Annotated in this window: 24 protein-coding genes; 14 read left to right on the top strand and 10 right to left on the bottom strand. The window is 65.7% G+C overall.

What is annotated here, in order from left to right; genetic code table 11:
- Nucleotides 1–7: 7 nt before the first annotated feature.
- The 7 genes from SJY40_RS09060 to SJY40_RS09030 all read right to left on the bottom strand — a co-directional run bounded on the left by SJY40_RS09060 (nucleotide 8) and on the right by SJY40_RS09030 (nucleotide 5,673).
- The gene (locus tag SJY40_RS09060) at nucleotides 8–832 is read right to left on the bottom strand and encodes a RibD family protein (RefSeq protein ID WP_378945297.1); all 825 of its coding nucleotides are present in this window, start codon (nucleotides 830–832) and stop codon (nucleotides 8–10) included.
- Between the two features lie 2 nt (nucleotides 833–834).
- Complete coding sequence (locus SJY40_RS09055) at nucleotides 835–1,605, bottom strand: class I SAM-dependent methyltransferase (protein WP_378945295.1); 771 nt, start codon at nucleotides 1,603–1,605, stop codon at nucleotides 835–837.
- Between the two features lies 1 nt (nucleotide 1,606).
- Nucleotides 1,607–1,999: a 6-pyruvoyl tetrahydropterin synthase family protein gene (locus SJY40_RS09050; RefSeq protein WP_378945292.1), complete on the bottom strand. Its 393-nt coding sequence runs from the start codon at nucleotides 1,997–1,999 to the stop codon at nucleotides 1,607–1,609.
- Between the two features lie 15 nt (nucleotides 2,000–2,014).
- Nucleotides 2,015–2,962 carry a zinc-binding alcohol dehydrogenase gene (locus SJY40_RS09045; protein WP_378945291.1) on the bottom strand — a complete coding sequence of 316 codons (948 nt, stop codon included), beginning with the start codon at nucleotides 2,960–2,962 and terminating at the stop codon, nucleotides 2,015–2,017.
- The gene (gene ribA, locus SJY40_RS09040) at nucleotides 2,959–4,083 is read right to left on the bottom strand and encodes a GTP cyclohydrolase II (protein ID WP_378945288.1); all 1,125 of its coding nucleotides are present in this window, start codon (nucleotides 4,081–4,083) and stop codon (nucleotides 2,959–2,961) included. The genes SJY40_RS09045 and ribA overlap by 4 nt, the downstream gene beginning before the upstream one ends.
- Before the next feature lie 109 nt (nucleotides 4,084–4,192).
- Entirely contained in the window at nucleotides 4,193–4,984 is a 792-nt protein-coding gene (locus SJY40_RS09035; RefSeq protein ID WP_378945286.1) for an inositol monophosphatase family protein, read from the bottom strand.
- A 53-nt stretch (nucleotides 4,985–5,037) separates the two neighbouring features.
- A complete protein-coding gene (locus tag SJY40_RS09030) occupies nucleotides 5,038–5,673 on the bottom strand; it encodes a GntR family transcriptional regulator (protein WP_378945283.1) in 636 nt (211 codons plus the stop codon).
- Nucleotides 5,674–5,736: 63 nt separating this feature from the next.
- Here SJY40_RS09030 and ggt point away from each other — a divergent pair, with 63 nt between their 5' ends.
- The 9 genes from ggt (at nucleotide 5,737) to SJY40_RS08985 (ending at nucleotide 17,698) form a co-directional block, all read left to right on the top strand.
- Nucleotides 5,737–7,341: a gamma-glutamyltransferase gene (ggt, locus tag SJY40_RS09025; protein ID WP_378945281.1), complete on the top strand. Its 1,605-nt coding sequence runs from the start codon at nucleotides 5,737–5,739 to the stop codon at nucleotides 7,339–7,341.
- 14 nt (nucleotides 7,342–7,355) lie between these two features.
- A complete protein-coding gene (locus tag SJY40_RS09020) occupies nucleotides 7,356–8,342 on the top strand; it encodes a bile acid:sodium symporter family protein (protein ID WP_378945278.1) in 987 nt (328 codons plus the stop codon).
- A gap of 117 nt (nucleotides 8,343–8,459) precedes the next feature.
- A complete protein-coding gene (locus tag SJY40_RS09015) occupies nucleotides 8,460–8,918 on the top strand; it encodes a MarR family winged helix-turn-helix transcriptional regulator (protein WP_378945276.1) in 459 nt (152 codons plus the stop codon).
- Nucleotides 8,915–10,555, top strand: coding sequence for an MFS transporter (locus tag SJY40_RS09010; protein WP_378945273.1), 1,641 nt, complete (start codon nucleotides 8,915–8,917; stop codon nucleotides 10,553–10,555). Before SJY40_RS09015 ends, SJY40_RS09010 begins: the two co-directional genes overlap by 4 nt.
- Complete coding sequence (locus SJY40_RS09005) at nucleotides 10,552–11,592, top strand: HlyD family secretion protein (RefSeq protein ID WP_378945271.1); 1,041 nt, start codon at nucleotides 10,552–10,554, stop codon at nucleotides 11,590–11,592. Before SJY40_RS09010 ends, SJY40_RS09005 begins: the two co-directional genes overlap by 4 nt.
- Nucleotides 11,593–11,666: 74 nt before the next feature.
- Entirely contained in the window at nucleotides 11,667–12,191 is a 525-nt protein-coding gene (locus tag SJY40_RS09000; RefSeq protein ID WP_378945268.1) for a 2Fe-2S iron-sulfur cluster-binding protein, read from the top strand.
- Complete coding sequence (locus SJY40_RS08995) at nucleotides 12,188–13,150, top strand: FAD binding domain-containing protein (RefSeq protein ID WP_378945265.1); 963 nt, start codon at nucleotides 12,188–12,190, stop codon at nucleotides 13,148–13,150. The genes SJY40_RS09000 and SJY40_RS08995 overlap by 4 nt, the downstream gene beginning before the upstream one ends.
- A gap of 3 nt (nucleotides 13,151–13,153) precedes the next feature.
- Nucleotides 13,154–15,355: a molybdopterin cofactor-binding domain-containing protein gene (locus SJY40_RS08990; protein WP_378945264.1), complete on the top strand. Its 2,202-nt coding sequence runs from the start codon at nucleotides 13,154–13,156 to the stop codon at nucleotides 15,353–15,355.
- A 78-nt stretch (nucleotides 15,356–15,433) separates the two neighbouring features.
- Complete coding sequence (locus SJY40_RS08985) at nucleotides 15,434–17,698, top strand: FdhF/YdeP family oxidoreductase (RefSeq protein ID WP_378945262.1); 2,265 nt, start codon at nucleotides 15,434–15,436, stop codon at nucleotides 17,696–17,698.
- Here SJY40_RS08985 and SJY40_RS08980 read toward each other — a convergent pair.
- The 3 genes from SJY40_RS08980 to SJY40_RS08970 all read right to left on the bottom strand — a co-directional run bounded on the left by SJY40_RS08980 (nucleotide 17,695) and on the right by SJY40_RS08970 (nucleotide 19,454).
- Nucleotides 17,695–18,180 (bottom strand): MarR family winged helix-turn-helix transcriptional regulator, encoded by a 486-nt coding sequence (locus SJY40_RS08980; protein ID WP_378945259.1) that lies wholly within the window; start codon nucleotides 18,178–18,180, stop codon nucleotides 17,695–17,697. The two genes, SJY40_RS08985 and SJY40_RS08980, sit on opposite strands and share 4 nt — an antisense overlap.
- A gap of 72 nt (nucleotides 18,181–18,252) precedes the next feature.
- Nucleotides 18,253–18,825, bottom strand: a complete 573-nt coding sequence (locus SJY40_RS08975; RefSeq protein WP_378945256.1) for a TIGR02281 family clan AA aspartic protease — start codon at nucleotides 18,823–18,825, stop codon at nucleotides 18,253–18,255.
- Entirely contained in the window at nucleotides 18,822–19,454 is a 633-nt protein-coding gene (locus SJY40_RS08970; RefSeq protein WP_378945254.1) for a MarC family protein, read from the bottom strand. Before SJY40_RS08970 ends, SJY40_RS08975 begins: the two co-directional genes overlap by 4 nt.
- 159 nt (nucleotides 19,455–19,613) lie before the next feature.
- Here SJY40_RS08970 and SJY40_RS08965 point away from each other — a divergent pair, with 159 nt between their 5' ends.
- The 5 genes from SJY40_RS08965 to SJY40_RS08945 are packed head-to-tail and all read left to right on the top strand — an operon-like array spanning nucleotide 19,614 to nucleotide 23,432.
- Complete coding sequence (locus SJY40_RS08965; RefSeq protein WP_378945252.1) at nucleotides 19,614–19,883, top strand: twin-arginine translocase TatA/TatE family subunit; 270 nt, start codon at nucleotides 19,614–19,616, stop codon at nucleotides 19,881–19,883.
- 21 nt (nucleotides 19,884–19,904) lie between these two features.
- Nucleotides 19,905–20,384 carry a Sec-independent protein translocase protein TatB gene (tatB, locus tag SJY40_RS08960; protein ID WP_378945249.1) on the top strand — a complete coding sequence of 160 codons (480 nt, stop codon included), beginning with the start codon at nucleotides 19,905–19,907 and terminating at the stop codon, nucleotides 20,382–20,384.
- Between the two features lies 1 nt (nucleotide 20,385).
- Nucleotides 20,386–21,261, top strand: a complete 876-nt coding sequence (gene tatC, locus SJY40_RS08955) for a twin-arginine translocase subunit TatC (protein WP_378945246.1) — start codon at nucleotides 20,386–20,388, stop codon at nucleotides 21,259–21,261.
- Nucleotides 21,258–22,100 carry an ATP-binding protein gene (locus SJY40_RS08950; protein ID WP_378945244.1) on the top strand — a complete coding sequence of 281 codons (843 nt, stop codon included), beginning with the start codon at nucleotides 21,258–21,260 and terminating at the stop codon, nucleotides 22,098–22,100. The genes tatC and SJY40_RS08950 overlap by 4 nt, the downstream gene beginning before the upstream one ends.
- Nucleotides 22,101–22,133: 33 nt before the next feature.
- Complete coding sequence (locus SJY40_RS08945; RefSeq protein WP_378945241.1) at nucleotides 22,134–23,432, top strand: short-chain fatty acyl-CoA regulator family protein; 1,299 nt, start codon at nucleotides 22,134–22,136, stop codon at nucleotides 23,430–23,432.
- The last annotated feature ends 55 nt before the right edge of the window (nucleotides 23,433–23,487 follow it).

The raw sequence follows: 23,487 nt of genomic DNA, 5'->3' as shown, positions 1-23,487 counted from the left end.
GACGCAATCAGCAGGCGGCGCTGTGACCCTGTCGGTGGACGGGTTCCTGCGCCGCAACGGCATGCGCGCCCAAGGCGCAGTCGAAGACGATGTCGCTGCCCAGACCGAAAATGCGGGTCTGGGGGCGATAGGCTTGCGACAGGCTTTGCACCTGCGTCTGCGTCGTTAGACCCTGCGGCCCAGACCCGATGATCAGCGGTGCGACCGAGACCTGTAGCAGGTCCAGCAGGCCAGCCTCCAGAAAACCTGTGATGGTCAGCCCGCCACCTTCGATCAGCAGATGCCCCAACCCCATGCCACGAAGACCATCGAGGATCTGGCGGGGATCGACGCGGCCATCTTCGGCGTTCAGCCGCAGGACCTCGACCCCGGTGGGGCGGGGGCGGTCAACGGCCTGAACGATGATCCTCCGTGCCCCGCAATTCGTCAGGACCGGCGCGTCGTCGGGCAGGCGACCACGCGGGTCGATGACGATGCGCGCGGGATTGTGGCCGTTGCACAGCCGGACCGTCAGGCGTGGATTGTCATGCAGCGCCGTTCTGACACCGATGACTACGCCATCGACCAAGGCCCGCAACCGGTGCAGATGCGCCAGACCGTCCGGCCCGGACACATCGCGCGCGTCGCCGCTGACGGTGGCTATGCGACCGTCCAGCGATTGCCCGACCTGCGCGATGGTGATCGGCCCAAGGTCACGCCGCGCGATGGGGCCATAGATCTGCAGGGCGGCACGCTCGGCCGGGGAAAAGCTGCCGCAGCAGGCACATGCGACGCCCTTGCGGATTGCCAGAAGCCGGTCCCATACGCGGCTGGAAACGTCGATGCTGTCCATGTTCACCCCTTCCCATCCTTTGGCGGCAGCGCCAGCAGGTCCTGATGGCCTATAGTGCACAGGCCACCGGCGGTGATCCGGTCACGTGCCCAATCGTCCGCCTGCGCGACACCTGTTTCCGTCGCGGCAGTGGCGATCCCCTGCACCAGCATTTCGTGCATCTGCGCGTGTCGGGCATCGATCTGCCACGGGCTGTTCGCAATGACTGTATCGAAGCCCGCTTTGCAGCACGCCATCTGTGCGAATTCGCCCGCTTCGGGGCCAAGCGCCGGGCCCAGACCCTTGTCGCTGCGCTGGTGGCTGTTGAAGGCCTGTCCGATCGCATGGTCGGCGGGCAGGGCGGGATCCCATCGCATGATGCCATCATAAGACAACGCGGCATAGAAACCGATGCCACGCTGCGCCAGCAATTCGGCCAGCGCCTGCACCCATGTCGCGGGCATCAGATCCAGCAGCGCCGAGGCCGTGACCAGCGTCACCCCCTGCAGCGGCAGGGCGGACAGCTGCCCCAAGTCCAGCACATGGGTCTGCGCGTCGCGAACCTGATCGCGGGCGATCTGCAGCAGGGCGGGGTCGTTGTCGACCAGATGCCAACGGGTGCCGGAGGGCAGGTGATCGGCCATCGCCCGCAGGGTCGAGCCGGTCCCGCAACCCAGATCCATGATCACCGGCTGCGGACCTGCCGCCTGAACGGCGCGCTGCAGCAATGCGTCATCACGGGCCTGACGGTCCACGGGTTCGCGAAGTGACAGCCATTCCGGCGAAAACCCCATGTCAGATGTCCTGTTCGAACCAAGCCCGCGCGACATGGCTTTCGTGCAGGGTCACACGCAGGCGCTTGACCGGATGCTTGCCCAAGCGACCGCTGCGCGCGGCAGCGGCAAGGCTGTCGAAGATCTGCTGGCAGAGGAACTCGGTGGTGGTGAACTTGCCTTTGAAGGCCGGAACCTCGTCCAGGTTCTGATAGCGCAGGGGCGACAGCGCCTCGGACAGGGCCTGCGTGGCAAGACCCATGTCAACGACCAGACCTTCGGTGTCCAGCTTTTCGGCGAAGAAGGCGGCATCGACGGTGAAGGTCGCGCCATGCATCCCCTGCGCCGGCCCGAAGGTCGGCGAGGGCAGCGAATGGGCGATCATGATGTGGTCTCGGACTTCGACAGCGAACATGTGGGCTCCTTAGGATCAATATGCGATGCGGTGGCAAACTGTGGCGGGATCGGCCAAGATACCGGGATAGGCTGGCGCGATTTTGGTGAATGGCGTTTCCCCCGAAATCAGATGGTCCAGCCGGTCGTCGGCCAGCAGGTCCAGCGCCTTGGTCAGACGGCGGCGCAGGCTCCAACGCGGGGCGCGATCGACGGGCACCGACCCCACCTGCGAACTGACGATCCGCAGGCGCCGGCTGTGAAACGCGCCGCCCAAAGGCAGGGCGACCTGCGTTGAGCCGTGCCAGCTGGCCTCGGTCACTGTGGCTTGGGGTGCGGCCAGGGATAGGGCCTGCACAAGGCCCGCCTGACTGGCGCTGGTGTTGATGACGACATCCTGTTCGTCGGCGGCTTGGTCGGGGGCTGCAAAAGCGGCGCCCATCTGCGTGGCGATACCGGCGCGGGTGGCTTGGGTATCGATGATGGTCACCTCGGCCCCCGGCAGGCGTGCGGCAAGATGGGCGACCAGCAGGCCGACCAGACCTGCGCCGATGACGGTGATCCGGTCACCCGCCCCCGCGCCGCTGTCCCACAGGATGTTCAACGCCGTCTCCATGTTGGCGGCCAAGACCGCGCGTTCCGGCGGTAACTCGGACGGCAGCGGGATCAGCGCATCATCGGGCAGGCGGAAGATGTCCTGATGGGGAAACAGCGCGAAGACGTGGCGACCGGCGTGGGCGCCTTCGGTGGCACGGCCGACGTTGGCATATCCGTATTTGACCGGAAACGGAAAATCACCCTGCTGGAACGGCGCGCGCATCCGGTCGTATTCGCTGGCGGGGATTTTGCCTGATGATACCAGACGTTCGGTCCCGCGGCTGATGCCGGTGAACAGGGTCTCGACCCGCGATCCTTGGCCCATCTCGGCGGCACGAATGTCGGCCTGATCGCGGCCCGTAATCCAGAGTGCAGTGGCTTCGGTCACATCATATGTCCCGATTTGCTGGCCTTGATGTCCAGATAGCGGGAATTTTCAGGACCACGACCGACTTGCAGCGGCACGCGTTCGACGACGGAAATGCCGTCGCTGGTCAGACGGGCGATCTTGGCGGGATTGTTGGTCATCAGCCGCACCTGATGGATGCCCATCTGCCGCAGCAGGCTGGCACCGATGCGAAAATCGCGTTCGTCATCGTCAAAGCCCAGATGGTGGTTCGCCTCGACCGTGTCCAGGCCCTGATCCTGCAGACCATAGGCGCGCATCTTGTTTGCCAGACCGATGCCGCGGCCTTCCTGGTTCAGGTACAGCAGAACGCCGCTGCCCGCCGCATTCATTGCTGCCAGCGCGGCCTGCAACTGGGGGCCGCAATCGCATTTCAGGCTGCCTAGAACATCACCGGTAAAACAGGCGGAGTGCAGGCGGACCAGAACGGGCTGATCGGGATCGGGGGTGCCGATCTGGATGGCGTAATGTTCGGCCCCACCGTCCGGCGCGCGAAACACCCGCAACCGTCCGGCGCTGGCCGCCGCCATAGGAACGCGTGCGTCGGACACGGGCTGCATGTCGCGGGCGGCATCCAGCTGAGCCAGTATTTCGGCGGCAGGCAGGGTATCAAGACCATTGCGGGTGATGCTTTTGGCAACCTGTGTCCCCGTCATGACCAATGCAGCGGGGACCAACTCGGCCCGTTTGACCAGACGGATGGCGGCACGGTGGATATCGTCGGCAGTTTGGGTGTCGCCTGACAGCGCGGGTGCTTCGCCTACGTGGCGCGGATCGGCGGCGGCTTTCAGCCATGTCAGATCAGCTTGGGCCGGTAATGCGATCACCGTCACATCCGGTACGTTGTCAGACAGACCAAGCGCCAAGGCTCGATGAGCGGTCAGCACCAGTTGCAGATCACCGGAAAGCGCAGCAAATCGGGCAGCGGTCAGCGTCTCGACGGGCAGAATCATCGCGTGATCGGCGCCTTGCGACAGGACGGCAGGCAGGCCCAGCCTCAGGTCGGACACCATTCTGGCCACACGTTCGGACAGGTCGGGTGCGAAGGGATCGGTCGTCTGCGCAGCTGTATCTGCGAAGGTGAACGGAGCATAAGCGCGCATGATCTACCGTCATCCAAGTTACAAGGTCACGGAAACGGGAACGACGGGGGATCGTGCCCGGTTCCGGCAATTGACTTTTGTGTGGCGCTTTGTCGCGATCAGGGGTCGCTTAGCCGCCCTGCCGCAACAGCTTGGCGAAGCGGTCGAAATGGGGATCGCGGGCGGTGATGACGGTGCCGGTTTCCTCGGGCGGGGCGTCCTGGGTCCAACCCTCGGCGCGGCAGTTGGCGGCGCGCAGCAGGACCAAACCGGCGGCGATATCCCATGGCCGCAGGTGGCGTTCCCAGAACCCGTCCAGCCGTCCCGCTGCGACATAGGCCAGGTCCAGCGCCGCCGCCCCCATGCGCCGCACGCCCGCCGATGTCGGCAGCACCCGGCACAGATCCTGCGCATGGTCGGGAATATGCGGCATGTTCCCGAAGGGCAGGCCGGTTCCGAACAGGCAGTTGTGGAACTCGGGCACCGGGGGCTGCGTCACGGGCTGACCGTTCAGCAGCAACGGCCCGCCGTCGAAGGCGCTGAAGGTCTGCGACTTCAGCGGGTCATGCACGACGCCCAGCACCAGCCTGCCGTCCTGTTCCAGCGCGACCGAGACCGCCCAATGTTCGATCCCGCGCAGGAAGTTCGTGGTGCCATCCAGCGGATCGACGATCCAGCGGCGGTTGCCCTGCAGTTGGTCGGTCTCTTCGCCCAGCCAACCGTCGCCCGGGCGGATTAGCTGGTCGCGCAGCAGGGCCTCGGCCTGATGATCGGCCTGCGAGACGAAATCGCCAGGGCGCTTTTCGTCGATGATCAGGCGGTCGCGATCGTTCCAGTGCCGCAGCAACAGATCACCTGCCTGATGGGCGGCGCGGGTGGCAAGGGTCAGATCGGATTGCAGGGTCGAAGATTTCGGCGTCACGGGCGGGCCTTTCGGTCGGGACAGTGGTGCAACGTCGCGATGCCCGCAGGGTTTCAGCCGCGCGTTCGGATCATCTGCAGGACCACCGCCAAGGATGTCGCCATGTGGTCGCGCATCAGACTGGCGGCCCGGTCGCCGTCCTGTGCGACGATGGCCTGCAGGATGGCGCGATGTTCCCGGCGAGAGCTTTCCATCCGCCGGGCGCTGGTCTGGAACTGGGCGTTGCGCCAAGGCATGCTGCGGCGGTTCAGATCCTCAAGCATCCCGGCCAGCACCTGATTGCCCGCCCCAAGCCGCAAGGCGTCGTGAAAGCGGGCGTTCAGCACGGCGTACCCGGCATGATCCCCGCTGTCGTGGTCGATGATCTGGGCCAGTTCAGCGCGGGCGATGGCGGTCATGCGTTGGGCAGCCAGACCGGCGCAAAGGGCCTCGATCTCGCCCAAGGCTTCGAAAAGGTCGCGCAGCGCCTCGGGGGTCATGCGGCGGACGACAAAGGCGCGACGGGGGCCGCGTTCGACCAGACCTTCGGCGGCAAGGCGCTGCAAGGCCTCGCGCACGGGGGTGCGCGACAGCGCAAACAGACCCGCCAGCGCGGATTCGCCCAAAGGGTCGCCGGGGCGCAGCTGCCCGCTGACGATCTGGGCAGAAAGCGCGGCGTGGATCTGGTCGGCGGAACGTCTGGCGGTCATCAACCCATCCGGTGATTGTATTTCTGTCCTGCCCATATGTATACATATCGCAAGCGCAAAGCCATGAGGTTTCAGATGAGCGGTTTCGATTTCCTTTCCGGGCGCAGGCCCTCGACCCTTGCGGGCAAGGCGATGGTGGCGACCTCGCATCCGCTGGCGACCTCGGCGGGGCTGGCGATGCTGGCGCGGGGCGGCAATGCCGTCGATGCGGCGATTGCGGCCAGCGCCGTGCAGGCCGTGGTCGATCCGCTGATGACCGGCATCGGCGGCGACTGCTTTGCGCTTTACGCGCCCGCAGGTGGCAAGGTGAAGGCGCTGAACGGGTCGGGCCGCGCACCTGCCGCCGCCACCATCGAGGCGCTGAAGGATGCCGGTCTGACCGACCACATCCCCCTGACCAGCCCCCATGCCGTGACGGTCCCCGGTGCAATCGCCGCTTGGTGCCGCCTGCACGCCGATCACGGCACGCTGCCGCTGGACCAGATCTTTGCCCCCGCCATCGACCATGCCCGCAACGGCTTTCCGATCACGCCGCGCGTTGCGCAGGATTGGGCCGAGGCCGAAGCGCTGATCGCGGGCGACGACCATGCCGCGGCGGTCTTCCTGCCGGACGACAAGGCACCCAAGGCCGGATCGCGCTTTGCACAACCCCTGCTGGCCGACCGCCTGTCCGAGGTTGCGGCCCATGGCGCCAAGGCCTTCTATCAGGGACCGACGGCGCAGAAGATGGTCGCGCATCTGCGCAGCCTTGGCGGGCTGCACAGCGAAGAGGATTTCGCCGATGCCACCGACGGTGCGGAATGGGTCCAGCCAATCAGCACGTCCTATCGCGGGTTCGACATCCACGAATGCCCGCCGAACGGGCAGGGGCTGGCGGCACTGCTGATCCTGAAGATCATCGAGGGCTTCGACATTGCCGCCATGTCGCCCGCCGACCGCATCCACCTGCAGGCCGAGGCGACCAAGCTGGCCTATCACCACCGCGACGAGTTGCTGGGCGATCCCGATCACTGCGCGGGGCTGGTCGAACAACTGCTGTCCGAACCCGCCATCGCGGCGCTGCGGGCGCGCATCGACATGACCCGCGCCATGCCGCCCGCCCTGTGGGACGAACCCGAACACAAGGACACCATCTATCTGTGCGTGGTGGATGAGCAGGGGAACGCGATCTCGTTCATCAATTCGATCTTCCACGCCTTCGGATCGACCCGACTGGACCCCGCCACGGGGGTGTTGTTCCAGAACCGGGGCGCGTCCTTCCGGCTGATCCCCGGCCATCCCAATGCCGTGGCTCCGGGCAAGCGTCCGATGCACACGATCATTCCGGGCATGGTCACCCAAGGCGACCGCGTCGTGATGCCCTTCGGCGTGATGGGCGGGCAATATCAGGCGGCGGGCCATGCGGCATTCCTCTCGGCGGTGATCGACCGCGGGCTGGGCTTGCAGCAGGCCATGGACGAACCGCGCAGCTTTGCCACCGAAGGGCGGCTGGATCTTGAACCGACGGTCCCGCAGGACGTCCGCGACGATCTGGCGGCGCGGGGGCATGCGATCAACCTGCTGGCCACGCCGATGGGCGGGTCGCAGGCGATCCGCATCCACGCCGACGCCGGCCTGCTGGAGGGCGGCTCGGACAGCCGCAAGGACGGCATGGCGTTGGGTTACTAGGGCAGGGGACGGACATGACACGATTTCTGAAACGCATCGGCATCGACAACTACATGTTGATGTTGCTGGGCACCGTCATGCTGGGGCTGTTGCTGCCCGCGCAGGGTATCGCCGCCGAGGCCCTGTCCCATGTCACCTATTGGGCGGTGGCGCTGCTGTTCTTCCTCTATGGCGCCAAGCTGGACCCCAGCTCGGTCAAGGCGGGGATGCTGAACTGGCGGCTGCAGGGGCTGACCTTCATAGCGACCTATGTGATGTTCCCGCTGGTGGGGCTGCTGATGGCGGCGGTCTTCGGCGATCTGCTGGGGCCGCAGGTGACGATGGGGCTGCTGTTCCTGTCGGTGCTGCCCTCGACGGTGCAATCGTCCATCGCCTTCGTCAGCATGGCGGGGGGCAATGTGCCCGCTGCCATCTGCGCCGCATCGCTGTCGAACCTGATCGGCGTCGTGCTGACGCCGACGCTGGTGGCGCTGGTCCTGCATGCCGGTGACGGCGGCGTCAGCATCGATGCCGTGCTGCGCATCGGCACGCAGATCCTGCTGCCCTTCATCGCGGGGCAGGTGCTGCGGCCTTGGGTCGGCAATTTCGTCAAATCGCGCAAGACGCTAACGCTGATCGTCAACCGGGGCGCGATCCTGCTGATCGTCTATTCCGCCTTCAGCGCGGGCACGGTGTCGGGTCTCTGGGCCTCGATCCCGCCGGCGGCGCTGCTGGCGCTTGTGGCGGTGATGCTGGTCTTTCTGGCGATCGTCTTCGGGCTGATGGTCGGGGCGGGGCGGCTGTTCCGCCTGCCGACGCAGGACCGCGCGGTGCTGTTCTTCTGCGGATCGACCAAAAGCTTGGCATCCGGCCTGCCGATCGCGGCGGCGCTATTCCCGCCGGAAACGGTGGGAGCGACCGTGCTGCCGGTGCTGGTCTATCACATGTCGCAGCTGTTGATCTGCGCGATGATCGCTCAGCACAGCGCGCGCCGGAACCAGCAACAGGCGCTGGTCGCCTGAGCCAGACGCAAGCCCGCCATTCGCGAATTGCATAACGTGCAATTTTCTTGGGTGGCGGGTGTTGACCGCGCAGGGCAACCTTCTTAGCTGGCTAATCAACCAGCGACAGGAGACCCCGTGCCCCGCCCCCCTCAGCCCAGCCCCGCCGATGACCAGCCGCATCAGATTCTGGATGTGATCCTGCATCTGATGCGCGATCTGCGGCGCTGCTATGACCGGCGGGCGCGGGACATGGGGCTGACGCTGTCGCGGGCTAAGGCGCTGACGACGCTTGCCCGGAACGAGGGCATCACCCAGACCCAACTGGCCGCCGATCTGGCCATCGAATCCCCCACGCTGAAACGCCAGATCGACGCGCTGGTGGCCGATGGCTTCATCCGCCGTGAACCGGCGCCGGACGATGCGCGCAAGAACGGGCTGTTCCTGACCGACCGGGGCCGCGACGCCGCCATCGTCGAATTCACCATGCGCCTGCGCCGCGATCTGCTGGAGGGCATCCCCCAGCAGGATCTGGATCAGGTGATGCGCGTTCTGGACCAGATCACCCGCAACATCCACGAATTGGACCGGACATGAGCGATCAGGCCGCCCCAGCCCAGACCGGTCCCGCCCAACCGGCACCAGCGCCGGCGGGACACCCGCCGCTGACGCTGCGGTGGGCGGTGGCCTATATGCTGGCGGCCACGATCATCGCGCTGTCGCAGGGGTTGCAGCAGGGGTTCGTGGTGGCGAACCTGTCGCCCTTGGCCGGTGATCTGGGGGTGACGACGGCGACCTCGGCCTGGCTCTATATCGCCTATACGGTGCCCCGCGCTGCGCTGCCGGTGCTGCTGATTAAGGTGCGCACGCATTACGGCCTGCGCCGCTTTGCCGAGCTGGGGATCGTGATCTATGTGATCGTGGCCTTTGCTTCGGTCTGGATCACCGATTTCCGATCGGCGGTGGTGGTGCAGGTGCTGTCGGGTGCTGCTGCGGCGCCGCTATCGACGCTTGGGTTCCTTTACATGCTGGAGGGTCTGGCCCCCGAGTGGAAGCTGCGGCTGGGGTTGCCGCTGGCGCTGACGGTCCTGTTGGGCGGGACGACCATCGCGCGGGTGGTGTCACCCTTCCTGATCGGCGACGGAGGCTTTCTCTGGGTCCACATGACCGGACTGGGGCTTGCGCTGGTATCGCTGATGTTGGTCTTCTTCCTGCCATTGCGGCCCGTGCCGCGCATGAAGGTGATGGAGGGGACGGATTTCCTCAGTTTCGGTCTGATCGCCATCGGCTTTGGCGGGCTGATCAGCGCCTTCGTCATGGGGCCGATCTATTACTGGACCGACATGCCGTGGATCGGCTGGCTGCTGGTCATGGGCATCACCGCGCTGACCCTTGGCGGTATCGTCGAGCTGAACCGCCGGAATCCGCTGCTGGACATCCGCTGGCTGGCATCGCCCGCCATCCTGCACCTGACGGCGACACTGTTCCTGTTCCGGCTGATCCTGTCCGAACAGGCAGCGGGGGCGCCCAAGATGTTCGCGGTGCTGGGCGTCGCGCCCGAACAGATGACCTGGCTGTTCGCCATCATCTTTCTGGCCAGCCTGATGGGCGGGCTGGCCTGCATCGCATGGATGCGCCCGACGCGGGTGGCGTGGTTCCATCTGGTCGCGCTGCTGGTCATCGCCTTCGCGTCCTGGCTGGACAGCCAGTCCTCGACCCTGACGCGGCCGATGCAGATGGTGGTGTCGCAATCGCTGGTCAGCTTTGCCAGCATGCTGTTCATTCCACCCGCGATGCTGACGGGCCTGCTGATCGCGCTGGCCAAGGGGCCGCAGTATCTGCTGTCCTTCGTCATCGTCTTCATCTCGACCCAGACCCTGGGCGGGGTGCTGGGGTCGGGGCTGTTTTCCACCTTCACCACGCAGCGGCAGGCGTTCCACATGCAGGGCCTGTCGGAACAGCTGACCGCCAGCGATCCGCAGACCATGCAGGCCATCGCCGGTGGTGCCGCATCGCTGGCCGGGCAGATCGCCGACAGCGGCGCGCGCACCGCGCAGGCCGCCAGCCAGATCGTGCAGGCCGCATCGGCCGAGGCCTGGGTGCGGGCCTATGACGACGCCTATCTTCTGACCGCCTTCGTCGCGCTGATCTCGGCGGCGATGTTGCTGCTGCACCTGCTGCGCGACTTGATGGCCCGCCGGGCCGAGACCGAAACATCTGGGGCAAAACCATGAAAAAAGAAAATCTTCTGCCGACTGCCATCGCCCTGGTCCTTGGGATCGCGGGGGTGATGCTGCTGCTGTTCGCCTGGCATCTGCCGCCGTTCCAATCCTCGGTGCCGACGACGCAGAACGCCTATCTGCGCGGCAAGGTCACCTCGATCGCGCCGCAGGTCTCGGGCTATGTCGCGGCGGTCGAGGTGCAGGATTTCGCCACCGTCAAGGCGGGCGACGTCATCGCGCGCATCGACGACCGCATCCCCCGCCAGAAGTTGGCGCAGGCCGAGGCGCAGCTGCAGGCCGCCAATGCGGCGCTGAAGGTGGCCGAACAGAACATCGTGTCCTCCGAAGCCTCGGCCCGCGCCAATCAGGCCTCGGTCGAGGCGGCGGCATCGGCGCTGGAAACCGCACGATCCGAGGCCGAGCGTTCGGGGCAGCTGCTGGACCGGGGCGTGGCCTCGCAATCCTCGACCGATCAGGCGCAACTGGCGCTGCAGCAGGCCTTGGCCGCCCAGACCCAGGCCAACGCCCAGCTGGACGTCCAGAACGAGACCATCCGTTCAGCCCGTGTCGCGCTGGATGCCCGCCGCGCCGATATCACCAGCGCCGAGGCCGCGGTGGAACTGGCCCGCATCGATCTGGACAACACCGTCATCCACGCGCCGACCGATGGGCGTCTGGGGCAGATCTCGGTCCGGGTGGGGCAATATGTGACGCCGGGAACGGCGCTGGTGTCGCATGTCGGGACCGACCTCTGGGTGATCGCGAACTTCCGCGAAACCAACCTGACGGGTCTGACCGAAGGGCAGGCGATCAGCTTTACCGTGGATGCGCTGCAAGGTCGCAGGTTCACCGGCAAGGTCCAGTCGTTCTCGCCGGCGACGGCATCGGAATACAGTCTGTTGTCGGGGACCAATGCGACGGGGAATTTCACCAAGATCGCGCAGCGTCTGCCTGTCCGTCTGTCCATCGATCCCAACCAGCAGGGGGCGGAAGGCATGCGCCCCGGCATGTCGGTGATCGTGCGTGCCGAAGGGGAAGCCGCATCTTAACATAAATTGGAAGGAACCCCCCGCGTCGCGCCACGTTGCCCCTGACCCAGCAAAAGCGGTTCAAGGAGCCTCACATGGCGCATACGCCCGCAGCCAGGATCGCCGTCAACGGCACCTATCACGATTACGACGGCGACCCGCGCCGCAGCCTTCTGGACTTCCTGCGCCTTGAACTGGGCATGACGGGAACCAAGAAGGGCTGCGACCACGGCCAATGCGGGGCCTGTACGGTCCACGTCAATGGCCGCCGGGTGAATTCATGTCTGTCTTTGGCCGTCATGCACGACGGCGACGAAATCACCACCATCGAAGGCATCGGCATGCCCGAAAAGCTGTCGGCGCTCCAGAAGGCCTTTGTCGAACATGACGGCTATCAGTGCGGTTACTGCACCCCCGGCCAGATCTGTTCCGCCGCCGCCATGATCGAGGAGCTGAAGGCCGACTGGCCAAGCGCGCTGACGGAAGACGTCGCCTCGAACCCTGTCCCCAGCGACGACGAACTGCGCGAACGCATGAGCGGCAACCTGTGCCGCTGTGGTGCTTATGACAACATCATCGCCGCCATCAAGGACGCGATGGGCAAAGAGGTGGCATCATGAAGGCATTCGATTACGCCCGCGCGACCGATCTGCCTGATGCCGTTGCATCCGACGCCAAGCTGATCGCCGGTGGCACCAACCTGCTGGACCTGATGAAGCTGGAGGTCGAGACCCCCGACGCCCTGCTGGACATCAACCGCATCGGTTTGAACCTGATCGAACCGGAAGGTGACGGTCTGCGCATCGGCGCGCTGGTTACCAATTCGGACTGCGCGGCCGATATCCGCGTACGCAAGGACTGGCCGCTGCTGTCCAAGGCCATTCTGGCCGGTGCCAGCCCGCAGCTGCGCAACAAGGCAACCACGGGCGGCAACCTGTGCCAACGGACGCGCTGCGGCTATTTCATGGACAACCAGTCGCCCTGCAACAAGCGCGAGCCGGGCACCGGATGCGCCGCGCAGGGTGGGTTCAACCGGATCCATGCCATCCTTGGCACCTCGGACGCCTGCATCGCCGCCTATCCCGGCGATATGGCCGTAGCGCTCTCGGCGCTGGATGCACAGGTCGTCATCGCAGGTCGTGGTGATGCCCGCACGGTTCGCGTCCGCGACTTCCACGTACTGCCCGGCGATGCGCCGCAGCATGAAAACGTCCTGCAACCCGGTGAAGTGATCACCGGCGTGACCTTGCCCGCACCCGTCGAAGGTGTGCAGATCTATCGCAAGGTGCGCGACCGGGCGTCCTATGCCTTTGCGCTGCTGTCGGTGGCTGCGGTGATCCGCATGGATCAGGGTCGTATCGCCCACGCCCAGCTGGCCTTCGGCAGTCTGGCCCATAAACCGTGGCACGATCCTCGCATCGAAGAGCTGCTGACCGGCGAAACGCCGACGCCCGCGCTGTTCGACAAGGCCGCCGATCTGCTGCTGGAAAACGCGCAGGGATACGGCGCCAATGATTTCAAGATCCCTCTGGCCCGCCGCACCCTTGCGGCCGTGCTGGCCGAAGCCACGGGAGTGTGACGGATGTTCGGAACATATGACCGCCCAGACCAGCGCAACATGCTGGACCAGACCCGCCAAGGCGTGATCGGCAAGCCGCTGGACCGTCCCGAGGGCCACCTGAAGGTCGCGGGCCAGGCCACCTATGCCGCCGAATACCAGCGCCCCAATTGTGCCGAGGGCGTGCTGGTCGGCGCGACCATCAGCCAGGGTCGTGTGACGGCCATCCACCGCGACAAGGTGATGTCGATGCCGGGCGTGCTTGGCGTCTATGCCGCCGATGCCATGCTGCGCCGCGCGGCCCAGGGCATGGCTGCCGAGGCACCCAAGCAGGATGTCCAGATCGTCGATTTCCCAATGCAGCCGGTCGCGCTGGTCGTGGCCGAGACGTTTGAACAGGCCACTGCCGCCGCCAAGGCGCTGCAAATCGATTACGAGGAAACCTCCGAGGTTCCCTTCAGTCCCAAGGGGCAGGAAACCGAACCGGGGTCCGAACCCGTCGAAAGCGGCGATATCGAAGCGACTATGGCGCAGATGGCCCATACCATCGACGTCAGCTATACCACGCCCGGCCACGCCAGCGCCGCGCTCGAGCCGCATGCCTCGATCGCCGAATGGGACGGCGACAAGCTGACGTTGTGGGGCAGCTTCCAGATGCTGCGCTACAACGTCAAGGAACTCTCCGACAGCCTTGGCGTCGCCTCGCGCAACGTCAAGATCATGTCGCCCTATGTCGGCGGCGGTTTCGGGTCCAAGCTGGGCATCTCGCATGATGCGATTGCTGCCGCAGTGGCTGCGCGCGATCTAGGGCGTCCCGTGCGCGTCGTTCTGTCCCGCCAGCAGGTGTTCCAGATCATCATGCGCCGGTCCGAGACCGAACAGCGCGTGCGTCTGGGGGCGGACGAAAAGGGTCGCCTGTCGGCCTTGGGCCACGAGGCTTGGGTCTCGAACCTGCCAGAGGAAAGCTTTGCCGAGCCTGTCGTGCAGGCGACACAGTTCCTCTATGCCGGGGAAAACCGCCGTCTGGCGGTGGAGCTGGCCCGTATCTGCCGCGTGACGGCAGGTTCGGTGCGTGCCCCGGGCGAGGCTGTCGGCATGCAGGTGCTGGAAGCCGCGATGGACGAACTGGCCTGCGAGATGCAGATCGATCCGGTCAAGCTGCGCAAGCGCAACATCCCCTCGACCGTGCCGGGTGACGACACGCCCTATGCCTCGCGCAAGCTGGCCGAGGCGCTGGACGAAGGCGCCAAGGCCTTTGGTTGGGACAAGCGCGCCAAGAAACCTTGCCAGCGTCGCGAAGGCGAATGGTGGATCGGCATGGGCATGGCCTCGGCCGCGCGGGTCAACATGATCATGCCGGCGCAGGCGCGGGTGACGATGCGGGCCGACGGATCGGTGCTGGTACAAAGCGACCAGACCGATATCGGCACCGGCAGCTATGCCATTCTTGGCCAGATCGCGGCGGAAATGCTGGGCCAGCCCATCGACCGCACTACGGTTGAACTGGGTGACAGCAGCCTGCCGTCGGGTGCAGGGTCGGGGGGCAGCTTCGGCGCGGCTTCGACCGGTTCGGCAGTCTTCCGGGCCTGCGAGGCGATCCGCGCCGTGCTGGCCGGTCGGCTGAAGTGCCGCCCCGACGATCTTCAGCTGCAGGACGGCAAGGCTTGGGCCGAAGGCATCGAGCCGCGCGACGTTACCGACCTGCTGGACGGCGACATTGCCAAGATCGGTCGGATCAAGCCGGGCAAGACCTCGAACAGCCATCAGCAGGCGACCTATGGCGCCTTCTTCGTCGAGGTCGCGGTCAATGCCTTCACCGGCGAAACCCGCCTGCGCCGCATGACGGGCGCCTTCGGGATCGGCCGCGTGCTGAACGAAAAGACCGCACGCTCGCAGTGCTTGGGCGGCATGGTCTGGGGCATCGGCAGCGCCTTGACCGAAGAACTGGCCTTCGACGAACGTGATGGCCATCTGGTCAACCATGATCTGGCCGAATACCACGTCCCCGTCCATCGCGACATTCCCCCGATGGAGGTGATCTTCGTCGAGGAACGCGATCCCGTCGCCTCGCCCATTCAGGCCAAGGGCGTGGGCGAGCTGGGCATCTGCGGGGCCGCCGGTGCCATCTCGAACGCGATCTATAACGCGTGTGGGGTGCGGTTGCGCAGCTTCCCGATGACGCCGGACAAGCTGTTGGCGGAACTGCCCGACCCCTTCAAGAAGTGACCCTCAGGCGGCGCGGCGAAAGCCCCGCCGCCTTTTTAATGCCGCCATTTTTCCATGCCGAAACCCGAGGGATATCCCATGACCGATGACAACCTGCCCCAGCCTGCGGAATATGACGGCCCGGTCGGGGGATGGGGGTCGGCCAAGGGCATGGCCGCCGTGGGCCGTGTAGCAAGGGCGGGGCCCGGAGCGCTGGAAACGCTGGCGCATCAGAACAAGGCGGGCGGAACGATGTGCAGTTCCTGCGCATGGGGCAAGCCTGCCCATCCCCATAGTGCCGAATTCTGCGAAAACGGTGCTAAGGCGACGCTGTGGGACCTGACCTCGGCGCGCTGCGGACCGGATTTCTTTACCAAGCACAAGGTCGCCGATCTGGTCACCTGGTCGGAATACGATCTGGAGCGGGCAGGGCGGCTGACCCACCCGATGCGCTATGACGCGGATCAGGACCGCTATGTCGAAACGACCTGGGATCAGGCGCTGGACGCCATCGGGGCTGAATTGCGTCAGATGGACCCGAAGAAGGTAACGTTCTACGCGTCCGGCAAGGCGGGGCTTGAGGCGTCCTATCTTTATGCCCTGTTCGCACGGTCCTATGGCCATACGAACCTGCCCGACAGCTCCAACATGTGCCACGAGACGACCTCGGTCGGGCTAACGCAGATGATCGGATCACCCGTCGGCACCTGCGTGCTGGAGGATTTCGACCATTGCGACATGATCCTGCATGTCGGCCAGAACCCCGGCACCAACAGCCCCCGCATGCTGCATCCCCTGCAAGAGGCCGCCAAGCGCGGTTGCCATATCGTCGCCATGAACCCCCTGCGCGAAAAGGGCCTGCTGGAGTTTGCAAACCCCCAAAGCCCGCTGCAGATGACCGTCGGTGCCCCCACCGAGATCGCCGACAGCTATCTGCAGGTCCGCACCGGCGGCGATATCGCGGCCCTGACCGGCATCGCCAAGCATGTGCTGGAGCTGGAAGATGAACAGGGCGGCGTGCTGGACCACGACTTCCTGAACGAACATTGCCACGGTCTGCAGGGCTGGATGGATTGGGTCGCCGAAACCCCATGGGACCGGCTGGAAAAGGTCAGCGGACTGACCCGCCAGCAGATGCAGCGGACTGCGGTCTGCTATGCGCAGGCCAAGGCGGTGATCGGCGTCTATGGCATGGGGCTGACGCAGCATGTCCACGGATCGGATGCGATCGGGGCGCTGGTCAACCTGCTGCTGCTGCGTGGCAACATCGGGCGCAAGGGCGCGGGCTGTTCGCCGGTGCGCGGCCATTCCAACGTGCAGGGCCAGCGTACCGTCGGCATCAGCGAAAAACCGTCTCTGGTCCCGAACGACAAGCTGCGCGAACTGTTCGACATCGAGCCGCCGATGGAGGAGGGCTGGAACACCACCGCCTTCGTGCAGGCGCTGCTGGATGGCGAAGCGCAGGGATTTGTCGGACTGGGGGGCAATCTGGCGCGCGCCGTGCCCGATCAGGACCGCGTGGTGCAAGCCTGGGGACAGATGCCGCTGACGGTGCATGTCGCCACACGTCTGAATCGCACGCATCTGATGCCGGGGAAGTCGTCCTGGATCCTGCCTTGCCTTGTCCGCGCCGAGGAGGACATGCAGAGCGCCACCAATCAGCAGATCACCGTCGAAGACAGCTTCAGCCATATCATGGCCTCGATCGGCAAGCGGACCCCGGCCAGCCCGCATCTGAAGTCCGAGGTCGCCATCGTCGCGGGCCTTGCCGCGGCCACGCTGGATGCGAACCCCAAGCTGGCATGGGAGGACTGGACCGCCGATTACAGCCGCATCCGCGCACTGATCGAGGCGACCTATCCCGACCAGTTCCACGACTTCGAAAACCGGATGACCCAATCTGGCGGCTTCTATCGCGGCAACGCCGCACGCGACCGCGAATGGCAGACCGACAGCGGGCGGGCGAATTTCACCCTGCCGCGCGATCTGGATGCCACCGGGCTGGGTGATGTGGACGGGGTGTTCCGGCTGATGACGCTGCGGTCGAACGACCAGTTCAACACCACCATCTATGGCATGTCCGACCGCCTGCGCGGGATCGAGGGTGACCGGATGCTGGTGATGATGTCGCCCGAGGATATGCGCGACATGGGGCTGCGGGCCGAACAGCGCATCACGCTGGGCGAACCCGATGGCGGGGCGCGGCGGGTGGCGGGGCTGCGGGTCGTGCCCTACGACCTGCCGCGCGGCTGTCTGGCGGGCTATTTCCCGGAACTGAACCCCTTGGCCCCGCTGGACCGCCACGACATGCTGTCCGACACCCCCGCCAGCAAGGGCATCCCCGTGCGTATCGTCGCGGGCTAACCGCTGCCGGGCATCGCCTGTGACTGATAGAGGCCGGGCCCCGAGACGACCTTGTGGCACAGTGTCAGCAGGGTCTGCCGTTCATCGGGGGTCAGAACGTCGAAGATCTCGGACTGGCGTTGCAGGATCGAGGCTCGGATGTCATGCGACAGCGCGATCCCTTCGGGGGTGGCGAACAACTGCTTGGCGCGCCCGTCCTCGGTCGAGGGGCGCTGGACCAGCAGGCCGCGCTTTTCCAGCAGGCTCACGGCGCGGCTGATGGTATTCTGCGGGCGCGGAAAGACCCGCATCACGTCCCTTGCGCGCAACCCCGGAAACAGAGCGGCGGCGTAAAGCGTCAACCAGCACTGCACCGGCATGTCATAGTGACGCTCGATATGGCGGTTGGTGACCTGGTTGTTGGCCAGCACGATATGGCTGATCGACAGAAGCTCGCTCAGTTCGGAATTCAGCAGCCGTGCCAAAAGCGGATCATTGTCCATGTCTTCCCCGTTTTTCCCAAGGATAGGCATGTTCCGGCGGCGCATACAAATGAACATTGCAGCGCATGCGATCTAGCGTTCCAAGATCAGCATGTCGCCCTGAAAGCTGATGGTGGTGAAGCGGCGCAGATAGGACATGCCCAGCAGCGAATCCTGCAACTGGCTGTCGATGACCACTGCAGGGACGTCGCGGTCCACGACCTCGCCTATGGCAAGGCGTTCGATGGTGACGGGGGCGGTTTTGACACGACCATTGGCGGTGACCGCCACCCCGCTGAAGCGCAGCCGGTCGGGGTCCAGCCCAATGGCCGCCGCGTCACGACGGCTGAGGGCGATATGCGTGGCACCGGTATCGACGATGAAGTCGATCGGTGTGCCGTTCAACGTCGCCTGCAGATGGAAATGGCCGCCGCGACCGGCAGGGATCTTGATGCGGGTGCCTTGGTCCATGACCTGCTGGCGGGGGGCGGTGGCATCCAGATACCAATCAGCCCCCAAGGCCACGCCCGCAAAGATCACCACCCAGACCAGCATCTGCCGCAGTGCGCGGCCACCTTTTCCCGACAGTTCGAACAGCATCGCACCGCCGATCACCACCAGCAGCAGGACATAGAAGGCCAGCCGGGCGATGTCGGTCTGGGTCATCCGAACAGACCCGAGCCCTGCAGCCCGTCGATGACGAATTGCACCGAAAGAGCCGCCAGCAGCATGCCCAGCAGGCGGGTGACGACCATCGTGCCGGTGCGGCCCAGCCCGCGGGCCAGCGGGGTGGCCAGCATGAACAGCACCATGGCGATGGCCAGCACCGACAGCATCACCAGATGCACCATGACGACATGGGCCACGCCCTCGCGCTGGCCGACCAGCAGGATCATCGAGGCCAGCGCCCCTGGACCCGCCAGCAGCGGCATGGCCAGCGGAAAGACCGAAGGGTCGTGGCTGGGGTCCATCGCGACCTCGTCCTCGTCGGCCTTGCCCTCGCGGCGTTCGGTGCGGCGTTCGAACAGCATGTCCAGCGCCGTCAGGAACAGCAGCAGCCCGCCCGCGATCCGGAAGGCCGAGATCGAGATGCCGATCCCCGACAGGATCGCGTCCCCCGCCAGCCCGAACAGCGTCAGCAGGACCGCAGCGATGCACAGCGCGCGAAAGCCGATGCGGCGACGATGCGCGGCATCCATGTCCAGCGTCAGCGCGATGAAGATCGGCGCCAGACCGATGGGGTCTATGATCACGAACAGCGTGACGAAAGCGGTGATATAGGTGGCCATGTCCATGCGCCCTTATCACCTGCCGCGCGGCGGCTGCCAAGCGCCGCAATCATGCCTGCGGAATGTAACGGTATTGCAACCCGCCCCGAAAGGGCTTTGCATTCCCGGCCCATGGGCATAAATATCGGGCGCGGGTGGCCGGACCACCCTGCATTGGAGTCTGTCATGCTGAACAACATCGGCCTTCCGGGCCTTCTTCTGATCGCGGTTGTCGTGCTGGTCCTGTTCGGACGCGGCAAGATTTCGTCCCTGATGGGCGAAGTCGGCAAGGGCATCACCTCGTTCAAGAAGGGCATCAAGGAAGGCACCGACGAAATCGAATCCGCCGCCGACGAACCCCGCAGCGAGCCGCGTGCCGTGCCTGGTGAAACCGCGCGCGACGTCACGCCGCACACCACGCCCACGGCCGGTTCGAACACCACCGACCGCAGCTAAGCCCGGAAAGGCGCGTCCCACATGTTGGACATCGGCTGGACCGAACTGCTGTTGATCGGCGTCGTCGCCCTGATCGTGGTCGGTCCCAAGGACCTGCCGCATCTGTTCCATACGCTTGGGCGTCTGACCGCCCGTGCGCGTGGCATGGCCCGGGAATTTACCTCGGCGATGGAGGATGCGGCCAAGGGGTCCGGTCTGGACGAGGCGGCGAATTCGCTGCGCGACGTCAAGAACCTGACCTCGAAGAAATCGCTTGGACTGGACGCGCTGGATCGCGCGACCGAAAAGTTCGAGAAATGGGACCCCAAGCGTCCCGCCCCCCAGAACAGCGCGCCAAAGGCAGCCGTTCCCGATCCTGCGGCCCCCGCGCCCCAGCAGGCAGCGACCCCGGATGCCGCCGTGGGCACCCCCGTACCTGCAGCAGATATGGCCGCGCCCGCACCCGATGCGCCGCAGCGTCAGCTGCACGCCGTGCGCCGCTCTGACATGAAAGACGACTGAATTGGCCAGCAAGACCCAACCCGATGAAAATCCGGACGACAGCTCGGCCCCGCTGATCGAGCATCTGACCGAGCTGCGCACCCGGATCATCTGGTCGATGGTCGCCTTCATCACGGCGATGGTCATCTGCTATACCGTCTGGAACCCCATCTACAACTTCCTGACGCAGCCGATCTGCCATGCGCTGGAAACGCGCAATCAGGAATGCGGTCTGATCCTGCTGAAGCTGCAGGAAGGCTTCTTCGTGGCGGTGCGGATATCATTGCTGGGCGGGTTCGTCATGGCCTTCCCGATCATCGCCTATCAGATGTGGCGCTTTGTGGCGCCGGGGCTGTATCGCAACGAAAAGGCGGCCTTCCTGCCGTTTCTGGTCGCATCGCCGGTGATGTTCCTGATCGGGGCGGCATTTGCCTATTATATCATCCTGCCAATGGCTTACGACTTCTTCCTTGGCTTCCAGCAGGGGCCGCTGAAGCTGCCGGATGACGGGGCGGGGGGCGTACCTGCGGTTCCGACGGACAACCCGCTGGCCGCCATCGTCTTCCAAGGGTCGGTCAACGAATATCTGTCGCTGACGACCAAGTTCATTCTGTCCTTCGGGCTCAGTTTCCAGTTGCCGGTGCTGTTGACCCTGATGGGCCGCGCGGGTCTGGTTTCCGCAGCCGGTCTGGCATCGGTCCGCCGCTATGCCGTGCTGGCCATCCTTGTGCTGGCGGCGGTGGCAACGCCCCCCGACGTGATTTCGCAGGTGGTGCTGTTCACCGTGGTCTATGGTCTCTACGAGGTCTCGATCCATCTGGTCCGCCGCATCGAGCGCAAGCGCGAAGCCGAACTGCGCGCCCAAGGCCTGTGGGTCGAGGATGAGGACGACGCATGACCCGTCCGCCGCTGGACCGTATCGCGGATGCATTGGAACGGCTGGCCCCGCCGCCCGTTCCGTCGCCCGATTTCGCTAGGGCGGACGCCTTTGTCTGGCACACCGACCCTGACCGCCTGCAGCCCGTGCCGGTGGTGGACCGCGTCGATCTGGCCCAACTGGTCGGCATCGAGCGGTCCAAGACGACGCTGCTGGCCAATACCTTGCAGTTCGCCCGCGGATATGGCGCCAACAACGCGCTGCTTTGGGGCGCGCGGGGCATGGGAAAATCGTCTCTGGTCAAGGCAGTTCATGCCGATTGCGTTGCGCAGGGCCTGCCGCTGTCGCTGGTCGAAATCTCGCGTGAGGATCTGTCTTCGGTGGGGCGGCTTCTGGCTATTTTGGGGCGGGCCACCGAACGCAAGTTCCTGCTGTTCGCCGACGACCTGTCGTTCAGCCATGACGACACACAGTATAAATCGCTGAAGGCGATTCTGGACGGCGGCATCAGCGGACGGCCCTCGAACGTGCTGCTTTATGCGACGTCGAACAGGCGTCACCTGATGCCGCGCGACATGATCGACAACGAACGCGCCAGCGCCATCCATCCCGGCGAGGCGGTCGAGGAAAAGGTTTCGCTGTCGGACCGTTTCGGCCTGTGGCTGGGCTTCCACCCCTGCGATCAGGACGACTATCTGGCAATGATCGCGGGCTATTGCGCGGCCTATGGTTTGCGGATCGACGCGGACCAGCTGCGTGCCGAGGCGATCGAATGGCAGGCGACGCGCGGGTCGCGGTCGGGTCGCGTGGCCTGGCAGTTCTTCGTGGATCTGGCGGGGCGGCATGATGTCGCGCTGTGATGCGCGGCCCCCGGTTTCCCTGCTGACGACCGCATGACCGAACGTGGCACCCCAAGCGTTCTGACGGGCACCCGTATCCGCGAACGCCGCATGTCGCTGTCGCGCAGGCAGGCCGATATCGCGCGGGCGGTGGGAATATCGCCCGCCTATCTGAACCTTATCGAACATAACCGCAGACCTGTCAGCGCCGATCTGGTTGCCCGTCTGGCCGAAGAATTGGACGTCCCCGCCGAGGAACTGGCCGAGGGGCGCGAAGAGGTCCGCATCGCCGCCCTGCGCGAAGCTGCCGCCCATCCCGTTGCCGCGGGACTGACGCCCGAACTGGATCAGGTGACCGAGCTGCTGGCCCGCTTTCCCGGCTGGGGGCAGGTGCTGATCGCGCATGCGCGCCGGGCAGGGGGGCTGGAACATCAGCTGGTCGATCTGTCCGACCGCATGACGCAGGACCCCTATCTGCTGACCACCCTGCACGAGGTTCTGTCTGCGGTGACGGCAGTGCGTTCGACTGCTGCGATTCTGGTCGAGGACGGAGAGATTTCGGACGAATGGCGGCGGCGGTTCCACACCAACCTGCACGAAGACAGCCAGCGCCTGTCGCTGACCGCGCAGGCGCTGGTGGCCTATCTGGACAGCTTCGAGGCCGAGGGCGCCGCCTCGACCCCGCAGGAAGAGGTCGAGGCCTGGTTGGCATCGGGCGCGCCTGCCTCGGACGCGGGCCAGTTGGCATCGGACGCGGCGCGCGGCATGGCGGCAAGGCTTCAGGCCGATCTGGCCGATGATCGCGCGATCCTGCCGGATCAGGCGCTGGCCGATGCCGTCACCAACCCCGAGGCGCGCGCCGATCCGGTGCGTCTGGCCGCCCGGCTGGACCTGCCGCTGGATCTGGTGATGCGGCGGCTGGCCGATCTGCGCCCCGCCGGATACGAGGGCGCGGGCCTGTTGGTCTGCGATGGTTCGGGCGCGCTGACGCTGCGCCGCGCGGCCTCTGGCTTTCCCCTGCCGCGTCCGGGCGACAGCTGCGCGCTGCTGCCGCTGTATCAGGCGCTGGCGGTGCCGCAGATGGCGCTGGTCCGCGATGTCGTCACCCCTGACGGGCGCGGTTTCCGCACCTTCAGCCATGCCACCCGCAGCCAGCCGCGTGGCGTCGCGGGTCCGCTGCTGACCACGGCGCGCATGCTGTTCACCCCCATCGACGGTCCTGCGCCCGCCGATGCGCTGGCCATCGGCCCCGCATGCCGCATCTGTTCACGGGCGGCCTGTCCGGCACGACGCGAACCTTCGATCCTTGTGCCGCAATCGACGCAGACGGGGCCCACGCAACGCGACCTTTGACATGGCCGCGTGATCCGGACCATCATCCGTCGTCTTGACCACGGGGGGAACGGGC

This window comes from Paracoccus sp. R86501 (assembly GCF_042466435.1).
Classification (GTDB): Bacteria; Pseudomonadota; Alphaproteobacteria; order Rhodobacterales; family Rhodobacteraceae; genus Paracoccus.
Note: the sequence above shows the minus strand (reverse complement) of the source record. Positions and strands in the feature narration are given on the sequence as shown.